This window comes from Aquirufa originis (genome assembly GCF_042714495.1).
Classification (GTDB): domain Bacteria; phylum Bacteroidota; class Bacteroidia; order Cytophagales; family Spirosomataceae; genus Aquirufa; species Aquirufa originis.
The window spans coordinates 2501-20904 of sequence record NZ_JBBKXY010000002.1 but is presented as its reverse complement, the minus strand read 5'-3'; the positions used below and the strand labels follow the sequence as shown (position 1 = coordinate 20904).

Sequence of the window (18404 nt, the reverse complement as noted above, 5' to 3'; positions counted from 1 at the left end):
TTGGCAAATAATGTTTATTTTTGAACCTTACAGCTCAAATTTATTCGTCGACTCGAAAAAGTATACATGGAAGAATTAAAACCCAAATCCCTTAATTTCTTAGAAGAAATCGTTCAGGAAGGCATCGCGTCTGGAAAATACCCACAAGGTATTTTGACACGTTTTCCACCTGAGCCGAATGGCTACTTGCACATCGGTCACGCGAAGAGTATTTGCTTGAATTTTGGGTTGGCTCAGCGTTTTGGCGGAGGGACGAATCTGCGTTTTGACGATACAAATCCGGTGACGGAGGAGACAGAATATGTGGAGTCGATTAAGAAGGATGTTTCGTGGCTTGGATTTACTTGGGCAAATGAATTATACACTTCCGACTATTTCGAAGATTTATACCAATTCGCGGAGAAGTTAATCACGCTTTCCTTTGCCTACGTAGATGATTCGACGGCAGCAGAGATCGCAGCTCAAAAAGGAACGCCTACCACACCTGGTACGCACAGTCCTTTTAGAAACCGCAGTGTAGAGGAGAATTTGACCTTATTCCGTGACATGCGTGCGGGAAAATATGCGGATGGCGAGAAAGTATTACGTGCTAAAATTGACATGGCACATCCGAACATGCATATGCGTGATCCGTTGATGTACCGTATTCGTCATGTGAAACACCACCGTTCAGGAGACAAATGGTGCATCTACCCGATGTACGATTTTGCACACGGACAAAGTGATTCCATCGAAGAAATCACCCATTCTATTTGTACACTTGAATTCGACGTTCACCGTCCCTTATACGATTGGTTCTTAGACAAATTAGGGATTTTCCCTTCTCATCAATATGAATTCGCACGTTTGAACTTGTCCCACACGGTGATGAGTAAGCGAAAATTATTGCAATTAGTGAATGAAAAAGTGGTGAATGGCTGGGATGATCCCCGCATGCCTACGATTTCAGGTTTACGTAGACGTGGTTTCACACCTGCATCGATTCGCAATTTCTGCGAGCGTATCGGGGTAGCGAAGCGTGATAATTTGATCGATTTAAGCTTGTTGGAATTCTGTATTCGCGAGGATTTGAATAAGTCCGCGGACCGCGTGATGGCAGTTTTGGATCCCATTAAATTAGTGATCACGAACTATCCAGCCGATAAAACGGAAGATTTACAAATTGAAAATAATCCAGAAGCGGAGCTAATCACGAAGCGTTCGGTTCCTTTCTCTAACGAGTTATATATTGAACGTGATGATTTCATGATCGATCCACCTAAGAAGTTCTTCCGCTTAGGCGTAGGACTACAGGTGCGTTTAAAAGGGGCGTACATCGTAACGTGTACAGACTTTAAAACGGATGCGGAAGGCAATGTGACGGAAGTGCACGCGGAATATATCCCAGAAAGCAAGTCAGGTCAAGATACGAGTGGTGTTTCTGTGAAAGGAACGATTCACTGGGTTTCTGTCGCTCACGCAGTAGAAGCGGAAGTTCGTAACTTCGATCGCTTACTGATTGTGGAAGATGCATCTGAATTAGGCGACGACTTCTTGAAATTTATCAATCCGGAATCACTTCAAATTGTACCTAAGGTCTATGTGGAGCCAGGTTTGAAAGAGGCGAAAGAGGGTCAAGCATTACAGTTTATCCGCAAAGGCTATTACAGCTTAGATGCAGATTCTACCTCAGATAAGCTCGTATTTAACCGCACGGTTACCTTGAAAGATACCTGGGCCAAAGAAAAGGCTAAATAATTATTTCTTCGCGAAAAGCGAATCCACGAACGTGGTCTTGTTGAATACTTGGAGATCGGAGATTTTTTCTCCCACTCCAATGTATTTGACTGGAATCTTGAACTGATCTGAGATTCCAATTACTACACCCCCTTTAGCTGTGCCGTCTAGCTTTGTAATCGCTAAAGAGGTGATCTCTGTCACTTTCGTAAACTCTTGGGCTTGGATGAAGGCATTTTGACCGGTTGATCCGTCCAATACTAACATCACTTCGTGTGGCGCTTCTGGGATGAACTTTTGAATCACGCGCTTGATTTTACCAAGCTCGGTCATTAGGTTGACTTTCGTATGTAAACGTCCTGCGGTATCGATTATCACGATGTCTGCATTCATCTCCACCGCTTGCTTTACGGCATCATAGGCCACCGCTGCTGGATCCGTGTTCATTCCGTGATCAATCACCGGAATGCCTACGCGTTCTCCCCATAGCTTCAATTGATCCACCGCTGCCGCACGGAAAGTATCCGCCGCGCCTAATACGACCTTCAAGCCATTTTGATGAAACTGAGAGGCTAACTTTCCGATGGTCGTAGTTTTACCTACGCCATTCACGCCCACGACCATAATGACGTAGGGCTTTTGTTTCGGTTCAGCGAAAGCATTCTCTAAAGATGACGATTGGTTTTCCTCTAAAAGGGCCGCCACTTCCTCGCGTAGAACGATGTCTAGCTCTTCTGTGGAAACGTATTTGTCACGTTCGATGCGTTGCTCGATGCGTTGAATAATCTTCAACGTAGTCGCTACGCCCACGTCTGAAGTCAATAAAATTTCCTCTAATTCATCTAAAACCTCCTCGTCTACCTTCGATTTTCCCACGACCGCACGGCCGATTTTAGAGAAAAAACCAGTGGATGTTTTCTCTAAACCTTGCTCTAACGCTTGAATTTCTTCTTGCTGTTGTGGTTCTGGTTTCTTTTTTAAAAAATCGAATAATCCCATGGGAGTGTTAAAATACGATACGAAGGTAATGAAAATAAAAAAAGTCCCTTCAAGAAGGGACTTCAATTTTTTTAAGATAGGTAAACGGGTATTGAAAAATTAGTTTTTCAATGCAGCGTTAACTTCATCTTGAAGGATGATTTCTTCTTTGAAGGTATAAGCTCCTGTGGTAGGATTCTTAACCGCCTTAATGATCTTAGCGTACTTAACGCCGCCTTCTTTCTTCAGAGTTGCAACTACTTTCTTAGCCATGGGTCAACCTATTTAATTTCTTTATGTAAAGTAACTTTTTTCAAAACAGGGTTGTATTTTCTTAACTCAATACGTGCTGTTGTGTTTTTACGATTTTTCGTAGTGATGTAACGAGACATGCCTGGTAAACCAGTTTCTTTGTGCTCAGTGCATTCTAAGATTACTTGAATGCGATTTCCTTTCTTTGCCATAATAGATAAATCTTTTATCCGCCTCTGCTCGAAACGGAATGCAAAGGTAGAAGAATTTCTTTTTTTCCCAAAGCCTTTGCTAAAAATAGATAGAAAAATTTATTTTTACCCATTAGATTTCTCATTTTTGCTTAATGAATCCCATCCAGTACCAATTTCTTCCAGAAAATTTCGAGAACTCAGACCCTAATAAATTTCGGGTAGAGGATCTGAAATCGGAGGAAATGATTATTTCGTTGGGACCTCAACATCCTTCTACCCACGGGGTCCTTCGCTTAGAGGTGATTTCAGATGGGGAATGGATCAAGGAAGTCGTTCCGCATTTAGGGTATTTACACCGTTGTTTTGAGAAGCATGCTGAGGCTTTGCCTTTTAACCAAATCATCCCCTACGTGGATCGTTTGGACTATATGGCGGCCATGAATTCGGAACATGCCTATGTGATGGCGGTGGAGAAGATGCTGGATTTGACAGGAAAATTGCCTAAACGCATTGAATACATTCGTGTCCTGGTAGCAGAATTAAACCGAATTGCCTCGCACTTTGTGGCGATTGGGACCTATGGTCTGGATATCGGTGCGTATACCCCTTTTTTGTGGTTAATGAGAGATCGCGAAGACATTCAACGAATGTTAGAATGGCTTTCGGGTGCAAGGATGTTGTATAATTATGTGTGGGTGGGTGGATTGTTCTATGATTTGCCTTTGGGTTTTGAAGAAAAGGTACAAGAATTAGTGCCGGTCATCAAGAACACGATTAAAGAAGTAAAACAATTAGTAGAAGATAATAGTATATTCATCAAGAGAACCGCGAATGTGGGTGTTTTGCCCCTGAATGCGGCCATTAATTATGGATGTACCGGTCCAGTACTACGGGGTTCTGGCTTGCCTTTTGACCTACGTCGCATCGATGCTTATTCGGTGTATCCGGAATTAGATTTCGAAATTCCGGTAGGAGAAGGTGCGATGGGCGCGGTGGGCGATTGTTGGGATCGAAATCACGTCAGGATTCGCGAATGCGAGGAATCACTGCGGATTATTGAACAATGTATCGTGGCCTTGCTAGGAGATGAGAAAAGGACGCGGGAGTTTGATCCTCAGGCTTTGGTCCCTAAAAAGATTCGTCCTAAAGCAATGGATGCTTATGTGAGAGCCGAAAATCCGAAAGGCGAACTCGGTTTCTATATTCGCACGGATGGTCGCTCGGATATTCCACAACGCTTGAAAGTGCGCGCTTGCTCTTTCCACCACCTTTCGGTGTTGCCTTATTTGGCCAAAGGAACATATTTAGCAGATTTAGTAGCCATTATTGGATCCTTGGATTTAGTGATGGGCGAAGTAGATAGATAAAATGAACAAAGCATTTTTAACAGCCCTCGAAGAGGAAATAAGTCGTTTAGATATAGGCCAAAACCCTAACGAACTTTACGACCCCATCCATTACCTCCTGAATTTAGGAGGCAAGCGGATTCGTCCTGTCCTTTGTTTATTGACCTATTCCTTGTTCAAATCCGACTGGGAAAAACAAGTTCCTGCGGCTTTGTCGGTCGAAATTTTCCACAATTTCACGCTGATGCACGACGACATTATGGACAAAGCGCCTATACGTCGTGGCAAGCAAACGGTCCACGAAAAATGGAATGACAACATCGCCATTTTATCCGGCGACGTGATGTTAGTGAATGCATACCAATACTTGAATAAGGTCAAAGGATTAAGCCTGGAGGCTTTTCAACACTTGTTGGGGCGTCTTTCGCGTATCGCTGCAGAAGTGTGCGAGGGACAGCAATTCGATATGAATTTTGAAAGCCGTGACGATGTGGCGGTGGAAGAATATATCGAAATGATTCGCTTGAAAACGTCGGTTTTGATCGGATTCTCGATGGAAATGGGTGGTTTACTCGCTTCTGCACCTGCTGAGGTTTCTGATTCCTTATACCGTATTGGAGAAACCATCGGTCTGGGATTTCAATTGAAGGACGATTTATTAGACGTGTATGGCGACCCGGAGAAATTTGGGAAGCAACCGGGCGGAGATATTTTAGCTAATAAAAAAACCTATTTACTGATAAAAGCGTTCGAAAGAGCAACGGGTTCTACACTCGCTTCGCTGGAAAAATGGGTGGATGCCACCGACTATGATGCTGCAGAAAAAGTACAAGCGGTAACCGCGATCTATGATTCCTTGGGTCTAAAAGCAGAAACGGAAGCGGTCATCGCCTCTTATTTCGATACGGCCTTTATGGAAATTCAATCTCTGGCCATTTCCGAAGAGCAAAAATCAGCCTTGGTAAAGTTTATGAGCGGGTTGGTTGATCGGGAAGTTTAACGTAGTTTTGTTCTTATATGGTCTCGATTGTACTTATCGCTGTGACGATTATTATTTCCCTGGTGGCTTGGCAAAAGCCAGACTTGATGGGGAAAATGCTCATGAACCCGTACCGGATTCAACACAGAAACGAATATTGGCGTTTTGTTAGCTCGGGATTTATCCACGCGGACTTCACGCATCTGTTTTTTAACTTGTTTTCCTTTTTCTTTTTTGGGGTTCAATTAGAACAGATTTTTAATCAATTATTTCCGTCGATCGCATCGGAATTGTACATTCTCTTTTATGTGTTAGCGATTGTGGTGGCAGATTTGCCCACCTTTTTCAAACAGAAAAACAATCCTAATTATAATTCCTTAGGCGCCTCAGGAGCGGTTTCTGCCGTGATTTTTGCGGGAATTTTATTCTTCCCTACGGAAAAAATTTACTTGTTTGGCTTCTTCGGAATTCCCGGTTTTATCTATGCCGGTTTGTTTACCTGGTATTCCGTGGAAATGGATAAACGCAGTCGCGATTTCGTGAATCACAGCGCGCATTTATACGGAGCCTTGTTTGGAATCGTGGCCATGACCTTGTTGTATCCCCAAGTGTGGATCAGTTTTGTGGAACAAATAACGGCGATGCTGCGATGAAAAGAATAGCCATTTTAGGTAGCACGGGTTCCATTGGGACACAAGCCTTGGACGTGATTGCGGAGCATCCGTCCGAGTTTTCTGTTGAGGTCTTAACCGCCCAAAACCAAGCCGATCTGCTCATTACCCAAGCCTTAGCCTGGAAACCGGCTCACGTGGTGATCGGTAATGAGGCGAAATATGCGGAGGTGAAAGCGGCTTTAGCAGGAACTGAAATTCAAGTGCATTCAGGGGCCAAAGCCCTAGAAGAAGTGGTTACCCTCGATTCTGTCGACATCGTGTTAACAGCATTAGTGGGTTACGCTGGCCTACTACCTACCGTGAAAGCAATCAAGGCAGGCAAGCCAATCGCCTTAGCGAACAAAGAAACGTTAGTCGTGGCAGGAGCCCTGATTATGCCCTTAGCGCGGGAGATGGGTGTACCCATTTTACCAGTAGATTCAGAACATTCGGCGATTTTTCAATGCTTGGTGGGAGAATCTCACAACCCGATCGAGAAGGTGATATTGACAGCTTCGGGTGGACCTTTTAGAGGTTTTAGCCGAGAGCAATTAGCCCAAGTAACGCGGGCACAAGCCTTGAAACACCCGAATTGGTCGATGGGCGCGAAGATTACGATCGACTCGGCTAGTTTGATGAACAAAGGTTTAGAGGTGATCGAGGCGGCTTGGTTATTTGACGTGAAACCCTCAGAAATTGAAGTGGTTGTGCATCCCCAATCGATTGTGCACTCGTTAGTACAGTTCGAAGATGGATCCATCAAGGCGCAACTCGGTTTGCCGGATATGAAATTGCCGATTCAGTTTGCCTTAGGGTATCCGAATCGGATGAAGGCGAGTTTCCCTCGTTTTGATTTTAGACAGTATCCGTCCTTGACTTTTGAGCAGGCAGATACACAGACTTTCCGTAATTTAGGGCTTGCTTTTCAGGCTTTGGAAAAAGGAGGAAATCAGGCGTGTTTATTGAATGCGGCGAACGAAGTGGCGGTAGCAGCCTTTTTGGAAGATGAGATTGGATTTTTAGCGATGTCTGATTTGAACGAATATTGTATGAAGCAGGGAACTTTTATCGCGAATCCATCATTAGAGGATTATATCGAAAGCGATAAATTAAGTAGAATTATGGCCCAAGAATGGGTTGATAAAAATAGAAAATAGCGAATTATGGAAGGTTTAGTGATGGCAGGGCAATTGATTTTAGGATTGTCAATTTTAGTAACATTGCACGAGTTTGGGCACTTTATTACCGCCAAATGGTTTAAGATGCGCGTCGAAAAGTTCTACCTTTTCTTCGACTTCATGTTTCCTATTCCGACGCTTTTAAACTTCGCTTTGTTTAAAAAGAAAGTAGGAGACACCGAATACGGTTTAGGCTGGTTCCCCTTAGGAGGTTACGTTTCCATCGCGGGAATGATTGATGAAACACAAGATGCGGCGACCTTAGCGAAAGAGCCTGAGCCTTGGGAATTCCGCGCAAAACCCGCTTGGCAGCGTCTGATCGTGATGTTGGGTGGCGTAATCGTCAACATTATTACCGGCGTGGTGATTTTCGTTTGCTTGACTTATTCGAACGGGAACAACTTTATTTCCAAAGAAGAATTAAACAAGAACGGGATTGTGGCCTTAGATTTAGGCAAACAAATTGGACTTAAAACAGGGGATAAAATCATTCGCGTAAACGGCGCTGATTACAAGCAATTGTCTGATTTACGCGCTTCAGATGTCTTATTAGGGGAGAATTCTTCTTATACGGTGCAACGTGGCGACCAGACTTTGGAAATTAAAATACCTTCGAATTTCATCGAAAAATTAAGCGATAAGAAAGCAGGTTTCATTGAGCCAATTGCTCCATTTAAAGTAGCAGAAGTAGCTGCTCCAGAAGAGCCAGGTTTCTTTGACAAATTCTCGGCTTCTAAGCCTGCGGAATTATTGCCAGCCTATGCGGCGGGATTGAAAAAGGGCGATGTGATCACTTCGGTGAATGCAAATCCAGTTCATTTCTATCACGAGGTAAAAGAATTAATCACGAAGGAAGCGGGTAAGCCTATTCGCCTAGGTATTTTACGCGGAGGCGTGGCGGATACCTTGTCTATGGAGGTGACGGCTTCCGGCCAAATCGGATTTATTCCGGAGATGTTGATTCAAGTTTCGCACGAAGATTATTCGTTTGCGGAGGCAGCGAGCATCGGTACGGGCCGTGCCTTCTCGGTGATTTCGGATAACATCAAAGGGTTCAAGAAAATTGCTTCGGGTGATGTTTCGGCATCGAAAGCCTTGAGTGGACCTATTGGCATCGCCCAAATGTTCGGTGGTGTATGGGATTGGAATCGTTTCTGGATGCTGACGGGTTTATTATCAATGGCTTTGGCCTTTATGAATATCTTACCTATTCCAGCTTTAGATGGCGGACACGCAATTTTCTTGATTTATGAGATGATTACGGGTAAGCCGGCATCCGAAAAGGTCTTGGAAAAAGCGCAGCAGGTAGGTATGCTCATCTTGCTTGCTTTGATGGCTTACACATTTGGTAACGATATTTTCAAAGCCTTTTTCTAGTTGAAACTGCTGGTTCTATTTTTTGGTCTGTTTTTCCCTGATCTGCACCCATTTCATAGTTCGGTGACGGAGATGAGTTATAATGTGAAAGACCAAAGCTGGGAAATCAGCATTCGCCTGTTTCAAGATGACTTGGAGCAAACGTTAAGCTCAGCGACTGGAAAGAAATTTCGAATGATTCCGGGAGATGAGGCATCTGAAAAAGGGTTAGAGTCCTATGTCCGTAAACATTTCGGTTTTCGTGCTGGTAAGCAATTTTCAACTCCCTATCGGTGGTTAGGAACAGAGCAACAGCAAGACGCGATTTGGGTGTATCTAGAAATTCCTACCACCGCTGACTTAGGGGGATCTTACTTAGAGAACTCACTGTTTTTAGACGAATTTGACGACCAAACGAATCTCGTTTCCTGGTCTTTTCAAGGCGAAAAAAAATCCTACCTTTTTCGGAAAAGCCAAGAGGTACAACAATTATCAAGATAATCATACTGCCATCTTGACGTTTGGCATAAAAATTGATTAATATCGTCCGCTCAAGTGGAGCAGAATTTAAAAATGTGGTATGAATAATCCAAATGACCTTTTTAAGCATTTACAGCTTTCAGAGATGTCTGATTTTGAAAATATAGAATTGATCCCAATCGGGTCAGAAGGGATGGACAATGATGACAAAATGGGCGTTTTGTCAGACCAATTGCCTATCCTTCCCATTCGAAATATCGTTTTGTTTCCGGGTATGGTGATTCCAATCACGGTATCTCGCCAAAAATCTGTTCGCCTTGTGAAGAAAGCCTACAAAGGCGATCGCACGATTGGTGTTTTAGTACAAGCTAATAATTCTAAAGACGAGCCTACGCCAGATGATTTGTACAAAATCGGAACGGTTGCGCACATTGTGAAGATGTTTGTTCTGCCAGGAGGAAACACGACCATCATCGTGCAAGGCCGCAAACGTTTTGAAGTAAACGAATACATCAAAACGGAGCCGAATCTGTTAGCGCGTGTTTCCTATATCGAGGACACGTTCCCTAAAAAATTAAATAAGGAAAATAAAGCACTCGTTTCTACGCTGAAAGAGTGTGCTTTGAAGATATTAAACCTGAATCCAGAGATTCCTCGGGAGGCGCAAATCGCCTTGGATAACATCGAATCCTCTGCGTTTTTAGTGCATTTCCTTTCTTCGAATATTAATGCGGAATTAAAGGAAAAGCAGGCTTTGTTAGAGACCTTGGATGGGATTGAGCAGGCGACGCATTTGCTGGAGCACATGTTGAAAGACATCCAGCACTTAGAGTTGAAGCGCGAGATTCAGAGTAAAGCTTCGAGTGATATTGACCAGCAACAGCGTGACTATTACATTCGCCAGCAGATTAAAGTCTTGCAGGAGGAATTAGGAGTGGAAAGTCCCGAGCAAGAATTGGACGGTCTGCGTGCGAAAGGGGCAAAGAAGAAATGGTCGAAAGAAGTAAATGATTTCTTCCAAAAAGAACTTTCGAAATTACAACGCACAAACTCGATGTCAGGGGAATATCCGATGTTGATGAATTACGTGGAATTGATTGCGGATTTGCCTTGGGGTGAATTCACAAAAGATAATTTCGATCTGGTGAAGGCGAAGAAGGTGTTGGATGCGGATCATTTTGGCTTAGAAAAAGTCAAAGAACGCATCATCGAATACCTAGCGGTATTGAAGATGAAAGGAGACATGAAAGCGCCTATCTTGTGCCTTTATGGTCCTCCGGGTGTGGGTAAGACGTCTTTGGGTCGTTCGATTGCCAAAGCTTTGGGAAGAAAATACGTACGTATGGCCTTAGGTGGTCTGCGTGACGAGGCCGAAATCAGAGGTCATAGAAAAACGTATGTAGGCGCCATGCCAGGCAAGGTGATTCAAAGCATTAAAAAAGCAGGGTCTTCTAATCCCGTTTTCATTTTAGATGAGATTGATAAAGTAGGTTCGGACCACCGTGGCGATCCGTCGTCTGCTTTGTTAGAGGTATTAGACCCGGAACAAAACAGCAGCTTTATGGATAATTACCTCGAGTGTGATTACGATCTATCTCGGGTGATGTTCATCGCTACCGCAAATAATTTAGATACGATTCATCCTGCTTTGCGCGACCGAATGGAAATCATCGAAGTAAGTGGCTATACGATGGAGGAGAAAGTCCAAATCGCGAAAAAACACTTATTGCCTAAGCAGAAGAAAGAGCACGGTTTAGAGAAAGCGGAATTTGCGATGAATGATGGAGCAATCCAAAAGGTCATCGAAGGATATACCCGCGAATCAGGTGTTCGTAAATTAGAACAAGAAATCGGTCGCGTGGTGCGCAAGATCACAAAATCCATTGCAATGGATCAAGACTATCCACACAAAATCACGGCGACAGATGTCGTGAAATTATTGGGTCAAGAGCACTTCGATAAGGATACCTACGAGAACAACGAATATGCTGGAGTCGTAACAGGTCTAGCGTGGACACCAGTAGGTGGAGATATCTTATTTATCGAAACCTTATTGAACCGCGGAAAAGGCGTCTTGACACTTTCGGGCCAATTAGGCGATGTGATGAAGGAATCCGCTATGGCGGCATTAAGTTTCTTAAAGGCACATTCGGATGAATACGGCATTGATTACCGTATTTTTGACCAATACAATTTACATATTCACGTTCCAGCTGGGGCGGTGCCTAAGGATGGTCCATCCGCGGGTATTACGATGTTAACGGCGATTGCTTCGGCTTTAACGCAGCGCAAGGTGAAATCGAAATTGGCGATGACCGGCGAGATTACGCTTCGCGGTAAAGTTTTGCCGGTGGGTGGAATCAAGGAGAAAATTTTAGCGGCGAAAAGAGCGGGAATAAAAGAGATCATTATGTGCTCGAAGAACCGCAAAGATGTGGAAGAAATCGAGGCGCATTATATTTCGGATTTGAGCTTCCACTACGTAGACGACGCGAAAGAAGTATTAACCTTAGCGCTATTAAAAGAGCAGGTGAAGAATCCGGTGAAATTTGTTTTTCAGGCAGAACCTATAGCTAGCTCCTCTGCGGCATTATAATGAATTTTGCCTAATTCAAGACTGAATTGGATGACGCGAAGCGCCTCAGCAGAAGCCAAAGGGCGAAGGCAATCCACTAGATCTTGAACGGATAAAGGTCCGTTTTTCAAATATGTCAGAATCAATTTGCGTTCTGCTTCGAGGCCTTCGGGGATATTTTTCCCGGAGGCTTCTTTTTTGCGCTGCAAACAGTTGTCGCAGATTCCACAAGAGGTCTTTAACGATTCCCCAAAATACGAGGTGATCAAAAGTGTTCTGCAAGCCTCCGGATGTTTCACATAGTGAATCATCGCATCAATCTTTTTCTTAGACCGTTCTTTCTTCTTAAGGTATTCAGCCCAGATGATGGGTAGGTTTTCGATGTTCGCCCGAGGCGTCAAAAAGACCAATTTAGGCAGGCCATTTTGTTTGTCATATTCGATTAATTCGAACTTCTCTAACAAAGCTAAATTACGTTCCACCTCTGCAGGTGGTATCTTTATCTGGTGAGCGAAGTCCGCCTCAGAGATGCTGACGAATTGAGTATATAAATTACCCCCATAAATACGAAGCAGTCCTTTTAGGAAAGATTCGAATTTCTCGTTTCTAATTTGAAAGTCGTATAGTTCGGTGGAGGTGACGATGAAGCGAATTTTGGAGGGATTTTGGAAGGCCTCGTTTAATAAAAGTAATCCTTCTGCTTCTAATGTCTTTAAGGCAAAATAGGTCTGAGAGCTAGGCAAGTTAAAGCGCTTGCACAAGTCCATCCAATCAAAATCGTAACTCTGTAATTCGCCACTTCCTTCGGCAACCTGTAAATAATTAGAAACGGCTTGGTAAGTGCGTTTGATAGTTTCCGCCGTCGGAAATGATTTTTCCCATTGAGCTGTTAAATCCAACACATCTTTTTCTTCGTATAAAATGGCCGCATAGGCCTTTTTCTCGTCTCGACCCGCTCGGCCTGCTTCTTGGTAATAGGCCTCGATGGTATCGGGTAAGTCGAGGTGTACCACTAGTCTTACGTCTGGTTTATCGATTCCCATCCCGAAAGCATTGGTCGCCACGATGCAATCGATTTTTCCCTCGATCCAGTCTTTTTGACGAGCGCTTCTGACCTCGCCCGGAAGACCGGCATGGTAAAAAGTGCTGGATAAACCGGCTTTAGATAACAGATCTGAAATCTCTTGGGTTCGTCTGCGATTCCGCACATAGACAATGGAAGAACCTAGAACCCGCTGCAGCATGGTGCATAGCTTCTTTTCTTTGTCCGCTTCATAGAGGACGGAATAGGAGAGGTTCGCCCGGCTGAAACTTTTCTGAAATACGGCTGCGTTCTTGAATTGCAGCTTTTCTTGAATTTCTTGTTTCACTTCCTCGTTCGCGGAGGCCGTCAAAGCAATACAAGGAACGCTCGGAATCAACGCGCGAAAGGCAGCAATCTCTAAATAAGGCGGTCTAAAATCGTGGCCCCATTGCGAAATACAGTGGGCCTCATCGATGACCAAGAGACTAATGTTCATCTGCTTCGCTCGCTCGATGAACAAATCCGTTTTTAGGCGTTCTGGAGAAACATAGAGGAATTTCGTGTTGCCGTAAATGCAATTGTCTAATAAGATGTCGATTTGGCGTTTGCGGAGGCCAGAAAAAAGGGCTGTCGCGGGAATACCTCGGCGGTTTAATTGCGCTACCTGGTCTTGCATCAAGGCAATTAGAGGTGTGATGACAATGCAAATCCCTGGCAAAGCGAGGGCAGGCACTTGGAAACAAATCGACTTGCCGCCACCGGTGGGCAGTAAAGCGAGGGTATCCTTGCCATCCAGCACCGAGTGAATGATTTCCTCCTGCAGGGGCCTGAAAGCCGAATGCCCCCAGTATTTTTGCAATATGTCCTGAATGTCTGCCATCGTCTAAACAAATCTACCAAAAAAGAATGAACTCCTCCACTGGATTTTTAGGAATTCCTGCGAAGAAATGCTAATTTTTAGACACAAAAGAAAGTGCATATGTTATCAGAGAAGGATTTAGCTCAATTATCGAAACGTGGAATTACGCCTGCGGAAATGAATCAACAAGTTGATTTTTTTAAATCCGGCTTTCCTTGGATGAATTTGGAAAAATCGGCATCCATCGGGAATGGGATTTTTCAGTTTTCAGAAGAGCAATTACAAGAATTTATCGCTCGCTTCGATCAGCAAAAATCAGCGCTTTCCATTTTGAAGATGGTTCCTGCCTCAGGTGCAGCCACTCGGATGTTTAAATCACTGTTCGAATGCTTGTCGACCGGCGAGGAAAACAAAGAATGCGCGAAGTTTTTTGATGAGTTGGATCACTTTGCTTTTTACCCAGAGCTGAAGGAACTGCTGGAAGCGAATGATGACTCAGCCGAAATACTTAAAAAATTACTCGGTTCAGCGGGAATGAATTATGGTCAAAAACCGAAAGGTCTTCTCGCTTTCCACTCCTATACAGATGGAGCACGTACTCCATTAGAGGAACACATCGTGGAGGCAGCGGCTTATGCTTCGAATGGCCAAAAAGCCCGCTTGCATTTCACCGTCTCCCCAGAACACCGCAGCGGTTTCGAGGATTTAGTGAAGAATCTCGTTCCCAAATGGGAGACGAAAACCGGCATCCAATTCGAGATCACTTTCTCGGAACAAAAGCCTGCCACAGATACCATTGCCGTAAATCCGGACAATACCCTGTTCCGCGAAGCCGATGGATCCTTGCTCTTTAGACCAGCAGGCCATGGAGCGCTATTAGAGAATTTGAATGACTTAAAAGCCGATGTGATCTTTATCAAAAATATAGATAACGTCGTTCCAGATATATTAAAGCAGCCGACCATTGAATACAAGAAGGCCCTGGGAGGATTGTTGTTGTGGATTTTGGAAGGCATAGAACACCTGGATAAGCAATTGCAAGAGAATCCGTCAGAGTCTACGATCAATGAGGCATTAGAAGAGATGGCTACTTATTTAGGTTTTGTGCCGGCGGCAGATTTCGCGTCTTCACCCCTAACAGGTAAAGTAGCAATGATTCGCACCATTTTAGCCCGTCCTACACGCGTTTGTGGGGTGGTGAAAAATACGGGAGAACCAGGTGGAGGTCCATTCTGGTGCCAAGATGCCAAAGGAAATTTCACCCTACAGCTCGTAGAGTCAGCTCAGATTAATATGAAAGAGGAGGCTCAAAAAGCCAAATTCCACCAAGCCTCCCACTTCAATCCAGTGGATTTAGTGTGCGCTACGCGTGGTTTGAACTTATTGAACTATAGAGATATGAATACGGGTTTTATTACAGATAAGACCAAAGACGGAAAAGAATTAAAGGCGATGGAGTTGCCGGGACTTTGGAACGGAGCGATGTCAGATTGGAACACCCTTTTTGTGGAAGTGCCTTTAGAAACATTCAATCCGGTGAAAACGGTGACTGATTTAGTGAGGCCCGCACATCAAAACGGCTAGGCTATTTTTTGTTTGTAAAAAACTCCCTATTTTTGTCGCCCCTGAGAAAGAGATTTTAAAGGAAGTATATAAATGCTTGATTACAAAAACCTTGCCCGGTTTCCAGGCAAGGTTTTTTATTTGGCCTTACAATAGGTAAAATGGAGGGTGTAAAGCCTTTAATTAGGTAGTAAACAAAAAAACTATGGCTTTAGAACAAACGTGGAGGTGGTTTGGCCCCAATGATCCTGTAAAATTATCTGACGTACGCCAAGCAGGCGCAACGGGTATTGTGAGTGCTCTACACCAAATTCCAAATGGGAAAGTGTGGGAATTGCCCGATATTTTAGAGCGTAAAGCCATTATCGAGGCGGCTGGATTGAGCTGGTCCGTGATCGAAAGTATTCCGGTGCACGAGGATATCAAAACGCGCTCGGGTAATTACAAGCAATACATCGAAAACTACAAAACGTCTTTGCGTAATGTAGGCGAGGCGGGTTTAGACCTGGTTTGTTATAATTTTATGCCTATTTTGGATTGGACACGAACCGATTTAGATTTTCGTTTTCCAGACGGAAGTACGGGCTTGCGCTTCGATGCAGCTGAATTCTGTGCCTTTGAATTGTTCTTATTAAAGCGTCCAGGAGCAGAGCAGCATTACACAGCCGAGCAAATCGCCAGAGCTCAAAAATGGTTCGATGCATCCACTCAAGCACAACAAGAGAAATTAATCCGCAATATTATCGCCGGCTTACCCGGTTCTGAAGAGAGCTTCACGTTGAAGTCTTTCCAAGAAGCTTTAGATACTTATTCCGAAGTAGGGGAGAAGGAATTGCGAGAAAATCTATACGATTTTATACGAGAGATCACGCCAGCAGCCGAGGAGGCAGGGGTTAATTTATCGATTCACCCAGATGACCCTCCGTATCCGATTTTGGGCTTACCTCGCGTGGTGAGCACAGAAAGCGATGCGGTTCAATTATTAAATGCCTACGAAAGCAACGTGAATGGATTGTGTTTCTGCACCGGAAGTTACGGCGTTAGAGAGGACAACGATTTAGTGGGTATGGTAGAGCGCCTGGGTCATCGTATCAATTTCATTCACTTGCGGGCTACGCGCCGCGATCAATACGGAAATTTCCATGAAGCAGACCATTTAGATGGGGATGTGGATATGTTCGGGGTAATGAAAGGCTTAGTGAATGAGCAGGACAAGCGCATTGCGTCTGGTCGCCGAGATTTTCGCTTGCCATTCCGCCCAGATCACGGGCATCGGATGCTGGATGATTTACAAGAAGGAAAGAAGACGAATCCAGGCTACACGGCCATCGGTCGTTTACGCGGTTTAGCGGAGTTACGTGGTTTGGAAATGGGAATCCGCGGGTTTTTGAAATAATTTTCATTTTCCCCTTTTGATTTCTATATCTTATTGCTAACTTTGCACCCCCATTAGTGTGGGATAACTCTATCTTATTGAGTTTAACGCGCTTGCAGGGATTAAAAGAATTTTAAAATTTAAACGGTAATTATTCCAAAATGCCAACTATTCAGCAATTAGTGCGCAAGGGACGTGAGCAAATGACTTGGAAATCTAAGTCACCAGCTTTGGATTCTTGTCCACAAAGAAGAGGGGTTTGTACTCGTGTATACACGACTACTCCTAAAAAACCAAACTCAGCGATGCGTAAAGTAGCTCGTGTTCGCTTAACAAACCAAAAAGAGGTGAATGCCTACATTCCAGGTGAAGGTCACAACTTACAAGAGCACTCGATCGTATTGATCCGTGGTGGTCGTGTAAAAGACTTACCAGGTGTACGTTATCACATCATTCGTGGAGCTTTAGATACAGCCGGTGTTTCTGGTCGTTTACAATCTCGCTCGAAGTATGGTGCTAAACGTCCTAAACCAGGTCAAGCAGCTCCAACAGGTAAGAAGAAATAATTTATTAACAGAAAGATCCAGTATGCTTCGTTAAAGCAGAAGGTTGGGTCGATTTTAAAAAACTAACAACATGAGAAAGGCGAAACCAAAAAAGCGCTACGTATTGCCAGATCCTAAATTTAAGGATGTATTAGTAACTAAGTTTGTAAACAACTTAATGTACGATGGAAAGAAATCTACAGCATTTACCATCTTTTATGATGCGTTAGATAAAGTAGAGGAGCGTACAAAAGAAAACGGTTTAGAAACTTGGAAAAAAGCATTGAATAATGTGATGCCATCAGTGGAGGTTAAGAGCCGTCGCGTGGGTGGAGCAAACTTCCAAGTACCAACAGAAGTACGAGCTGAACGTAAAGTTTCATTGGGAATGAAGTGGTTAATCGGTTACGCGCGTAAGCGTGGTGACAAAACAATGATGGATCGCTTAGCGAACGAAATCATTGCAGCATCGAAAGGTGAGGGAGCAGCAGTGAAGAAGAAAGATGATACACACAGAATGGCAGAAGCGAACAAAGCGTTCTCTCACTTCCGTTTCTAATTCATTTGAATTACGTAAAAAGGCTAGCTCTCGAGTTAGCCTTTTTTTTTGCCCAAAAACTTGTCCTGAAACTAGTACTTAATCGAGCGGACTAATGGAGTATTCCTGAATTTTGTTTAGCTTTGATTCACAATCAACAACACTATGATTTCGAAGAAGGCAAAATATGCTTTAAAGGCTTTAAAAGTATTGGCGCAATCCTATGAGAAAGGCCCCTTATTGATTTCGCATATTGCGGAATCGGAGAAGATACCGAAGAAATTCCTCGAAGCGATTTTATTAGAGTTACGTAATCACGGAATTTTACAGTCCCAAAAAGGGAAAGGCGGCGGTTACTACCTACGCATTCCTCCTGCGGAAGTTACTTTTGCAAAAATCATTCGAATTGTAGATGGTCCCATTGCGCCAGCTTTGTGTGTCTCACTTCATTTTTACGGGAAATGTGATGACTGTGCTGACGAGGAAACCTGTCAGCTGAGAACGGTCTTGACAAAATGGAGGGACGCGAACTTATCCGTTTTAGAAAATACGACACTAGAGGAGCTTATGTAAGCTCCTTTTTTTATTCGTACAAGTGATCCAAGTTTTTCATCTTGAACTCATCGTTATCTAATTCCAAAAACTCTTCCCAGAAAGGATTCTCTGGAACCGACGCTTTGCAGATAATGGGTGTTTTCTTAATGGGATGGATGAAATACAAACGGCGTGCGTGTAAATTGATGCTCGCATCCACGTTTGGTTTATCGTAACCATATTTGATGTCGCCGCGAAT

General features: G+C 43.8%; 18 protein-coding genes (1 of these 18 cut by a window edge). 13 read left to right on the top strand and 5 right to left on the bottom strand.

Features of this window, described 5'->3' with window-relative positions; translation table 11 throughout:
• Nucleotides 1-66 precede the first annotated feature (66 nt).
• A complete protein-coding gene (locus SKC35_RS05455) occupies nt 67-1737 on the top strand; it encodes a glutamine--tRNA ligase/YqeY domain fusion protein (protein ID WP_377978418.1) in 1671 nt (556 codons plus the stop codon).
• Here SKC35_RS05455 and ftsY read toward each other — a convergent pair whose 3' ends face one another.
• The 3 genes from ftsY to rpmG form a co-directional block, all read right to left on the bottom strand.
• Nucleotides 1738-2715: a signal recognition particle-docking protein FtsY gene (gene ftsY, locus SKC35_RS05450; protein WP_252622023.1), complete on the bottom strand. Its 978-nt coding sequence runs from the start codon at nt 2713-2715 to the stop codon at nt 1738-1740.
• Nucleotides 2716-2814: 99 nt separating this feature from the next.
• Nucleotides 2815-2967: a DUF4295 domain-containing protein gene (locus tag SKC35_RS05445; protein ID WP_109324168.1), complete on the bottom strand. Its 153-nt coding sequence runs from the start codon at nt 2965-2967 to the stop codon at nt 2815-2817.
• A gap of 8 nt (nt 2968-2975) precedes the next feature.
• Nucleotides 2976-3158 carry a 50S ribosomal protein L33 gene (gene rpmG / locus SKC35_RS05440; RefSeq protein WP_130895329.1) on the bottom strand — a complete coding sequence of 61 codons (183 nt, stop codon included), beginning with the start codon at nt 3156-3158 and terminating at the stop codon, nt 2976-2978.
• A 134-nt stretch (nt 3159-3292) separates the two neighbouring features.
• Between rpmG and SKC35_RS05435 the strand changes: the two genes are divergently transcribed.
• The 7 genes from SKC35_RS05435 (at nt 3293) to lon (ending at nt 11728) form a co-directional block, all read left to right on the top strand.
• Entirely contained in the window at nt 3293-4507 is a 1215-nt protein-coding gene (locus SKC35_RS05435) for an NADH-quinone oxidoreductase subunit D (protein ID WP_377978417.1), read from the top strand.
• Nucleotide 4508: 1 nt separating this feature from the next.
• Nucleotides 4509-5486: a polyprenyl synthetase family protein gene (locus SKC35_RS05430; RefSeq protein ID WP_377978416.1), complete on the top strand. Its 978-nt coding sequence runs from the start codon at nt 4509-4511 to the stop codon at nt 5484-5486.
• A gap of 17 nt (nt 5487-5503) precedes the next feature.
• Nucleotides 5504-6118: a rhomboid family intramembrane serine protease gene (locus tag SKC35_RS05425; protein WP_130895326.1), complete on the top strand. Its 615-nt coding sequence runs from the start codon at nt 5504-5506 to the stop codon at nt 6116-6118.
• Nucleotides 6115-7275 carry a 1-deoxy-D-xylulose-5-phosphate reductoisomerase gene (locus tag SKC35_RS05420; protein WP_377978415.1) on the top strand — a complete coding sequence of 387 codons (1161 nt, stop codon included), beginning with the start codon at nt 6115-6117 and terminating at the stop codon, nt 7273-7275. The genes SKC35_RS05425 and SKC35_RS05420 overlap by 4 nt, the downstream gene beginning before the upstream one ends.
• Nucleotides 7276-7281: 6 nt before the next feature.
• Nucleotides 7282-8673, top strand: coding sequence for an RIP metalloprotease RseP (gene rseP / locus SKC35_RS05415; protein WP_377978414.1), 1392 nt, complete (start codon nt 7282-7284; stop codon nt 8671-8673).
• Nucleotides 8674-9153, top strand: coding sequence for a DUF6702 family protein (locus SKC35_RS05410; RefSeq protein ID WP_377978413.1), 480 nt, complete (start codon nt 8674-8676; stop codon nt 9151-9153).
• A gap of 79 nt (nt 9154-9232) precedes the next feature.
• A complete protein-coding gene (gene lon / locus SKC35_RS05405; RefSeq protein WP_377978412.1) occupies nt 9233-11728 on the top strand; it encodes an endopeptidase La in 2496 nt (831 codons plus the stop codon).
• Here the strand turns inward: lon and SKC35_RS05400 are convergent.
• Nucleotides 11689-13611, bottom strand: coding sequence for a RecQ family ATP-dependent DNA helicase (locus SKC35_RS05400; RefSeq protein ID WP_377978411.1), 1923 nt, complete (start codon nt 13609-13611; stop codon nt 11689-11691). The genes lon and SKC35_RS05400 overlap by 40 nt on opposite strands.
• Before the next feature lie 99 nt (nt 13612-13710).
• Here SKC35_RS05400 and SKC35_RS05395 point away from each other — a divergent pair, with 99 nt between their 5' ends.
• The 5 genes from SKC35_RS05395 (at nt 13711) to SKC35_RS05375 (ending at nt 18184) form a co-directional block, all read left to right on the top strand.
• Nucleotides 13711-15174, top strand: a complete 1464-nt coding sequence (locus tag SKC35_RS05395) for a DUF4301 family protein (protein ID WP_377978410.1) — start codon at nt 13711-13713, stop codon at nt 15172-15174.
• Between the two features lie 184 nt (nt 15175-15358).
• Entirely contained in the window at nt 15359-16549 is a 1191-nt protein-coding gene (gene uxuA / locus SKC35_RS05390) for a mannonate dehydratase (RefSeq protein WP_377978409.1), read from the top strand.
• 140 nt (nt 16550-16689) lie between these two features.
• Entirely contained in the window at nt 16690-17094 is a 405-nt protein-coding gene (rpsL, locus tag SKC35_RS05385) for a 30S ribosomal protein S12 (protein WP_127805424.1), read from the top strand.
• 70 nt (nt 17095-17164) lie between these two features.
• Nucleotides 17165-17632, top strand: coding sequence for a 30S ribosomal protein S7 (gene rpsG / locus SKC35_RS05380; RefSeq protein ID WP_130895318.1), 468 nt, complete (start codon nt 17165-17167; stop codon nt 17630-17632).
• A 144-nt stretch (nt 17633-17776) separates the two neighbouring features.
• A complete protein-coding gene (locus SKC35_RS05375; protein ID WP_130895317.1) occupies nt 17777-18184 on the top strand; it encodes an RrF2 family transcriptional regulator in 408 nt (135 codons plus the stop codon).
• A 10-nt stretch (nt 18185-18194) separates the two neighbouring features.
• On the opposite strand, the gene SKC35_RS05370 is transcribed toward SKC35_RS05375, so the two are convergent.
• On the bottom strand, nt 18195-18404 hold the 3' portion of the coding sequence (locus SKC35_RS05370; RefSeq protein ID WP_377978408.1) for an RluA family pseudouridine synthase. It continues 516 nt past the right edge of the window; only the last 210 of its 726 coding nucleotides appear in the window; its start codon lies off the right edge, out of view — the gene reads right to left on this strand; it ends in the stop codon at nt 18195-18197.

Coding starts and splice junctions, on each gene's coding strand:
- SKC35_RS05455 (WP_377978418.1), top strand. CDS start 67: ATGGAAGAATTAAAACCCAAATCCCTTAATTTCTTAGAAGAAATCGTT.
- ftsY (WP_252622023.1), bottom strand. CDS start 2,715: ATGGGATTATTCGATTTTTTAAAAAAGAAACCAGAACCACAACAGCAA.
- SKC35_RS05445 (WP_109324168.1), bottom strand. CDS start 2,967: ATGGCTAAGAAAGTAGTTGCAACTCTGAAGAAAGAAGGCGGCGTTAAG.
- rpmG (WP_130895329.1), bottom strand. CDS start 3,158: ATGGCAAAGAAAGGAAATCGCATTCAAGTAATCTTAGAATGCACTGAG.
- SKC35_RS05435 (WP_377978417.1), top strand. CDS start 3,293: ATGAATCCCATCCAGTACCAATTTCTTCCAGAAAATTTCGAGAACTCA.
- SKC35_RS05430 (WP_377978416.1), top strand. CDS start 4,509: ATGAACAAAGCATTTTTAACAGCCCTCGAAGAGGAAATAAGTCGTTTA.
- SKC35_RS05425 (WP_130895326.1), top strand. CDS start 5,504: ATGGTCTCGATTGTACTTATCGCTGTGACGATTATTATTTCCCTGGTG.
- SKC35_RS05420 (WP_377978415.1), top strand. CDS start 6,115: ATGAAAAGAATAGCCATTTTAGGTAGCACGGGTTCCATTGGGACACAA.
- rseP (WP_377978414.1), top strand. CDS start 7,282: ATGGAAGGTTTAGTGATGGCAGGGCAATTGATTTTAGGATTGTCAATT.
- lon (WP_377978412.1), top strand. CDS start 9,233: ATGAATAATCCAAATGACCTTTTTAAGCATTTACAGCTTTCAGAGATG.
- SKC35_RS05400 (WP_377978411.1), bottom strand. CDS start 13,611: ATGGCAGACATTCAGGACATATTGCAAAAATACTGGGGGCATTCGGCT.
- SKC35_RS05395 (WP_377978410.1), top strand. CDS start 13,711: ATGTTATCAGAGAAGGATTTAGCTCAATTATCGAAACGTGGAATTACG.
- uxuA (WP_377978409.1), top strand. CDS start 15,359: ATGGCTTTAGAACAAACGTGGAGGTGGTTTGGCCCCAATGATCCTGTA.
- rpsL (WP_127805424.1), top strand. CDS start 16,690: ATGCCAACTATTCAGCAATTAGTGCGCAAGGGACGTGAGCAAATGACT.
- rpsG (WP_130895318.1), top strand. CDS start 17,165: ATGAGAAAGGCGAAACCAAAAAAGCGCTACGTATTGCCAGATCCTAAA.
- SKC35_RS05375 (WP_130895317.1), top strand. CDS start 17,777: ATGATTTCGAAGAAGGCAAAATATGCTTTAAAGGCTTTAAAAGTATTG.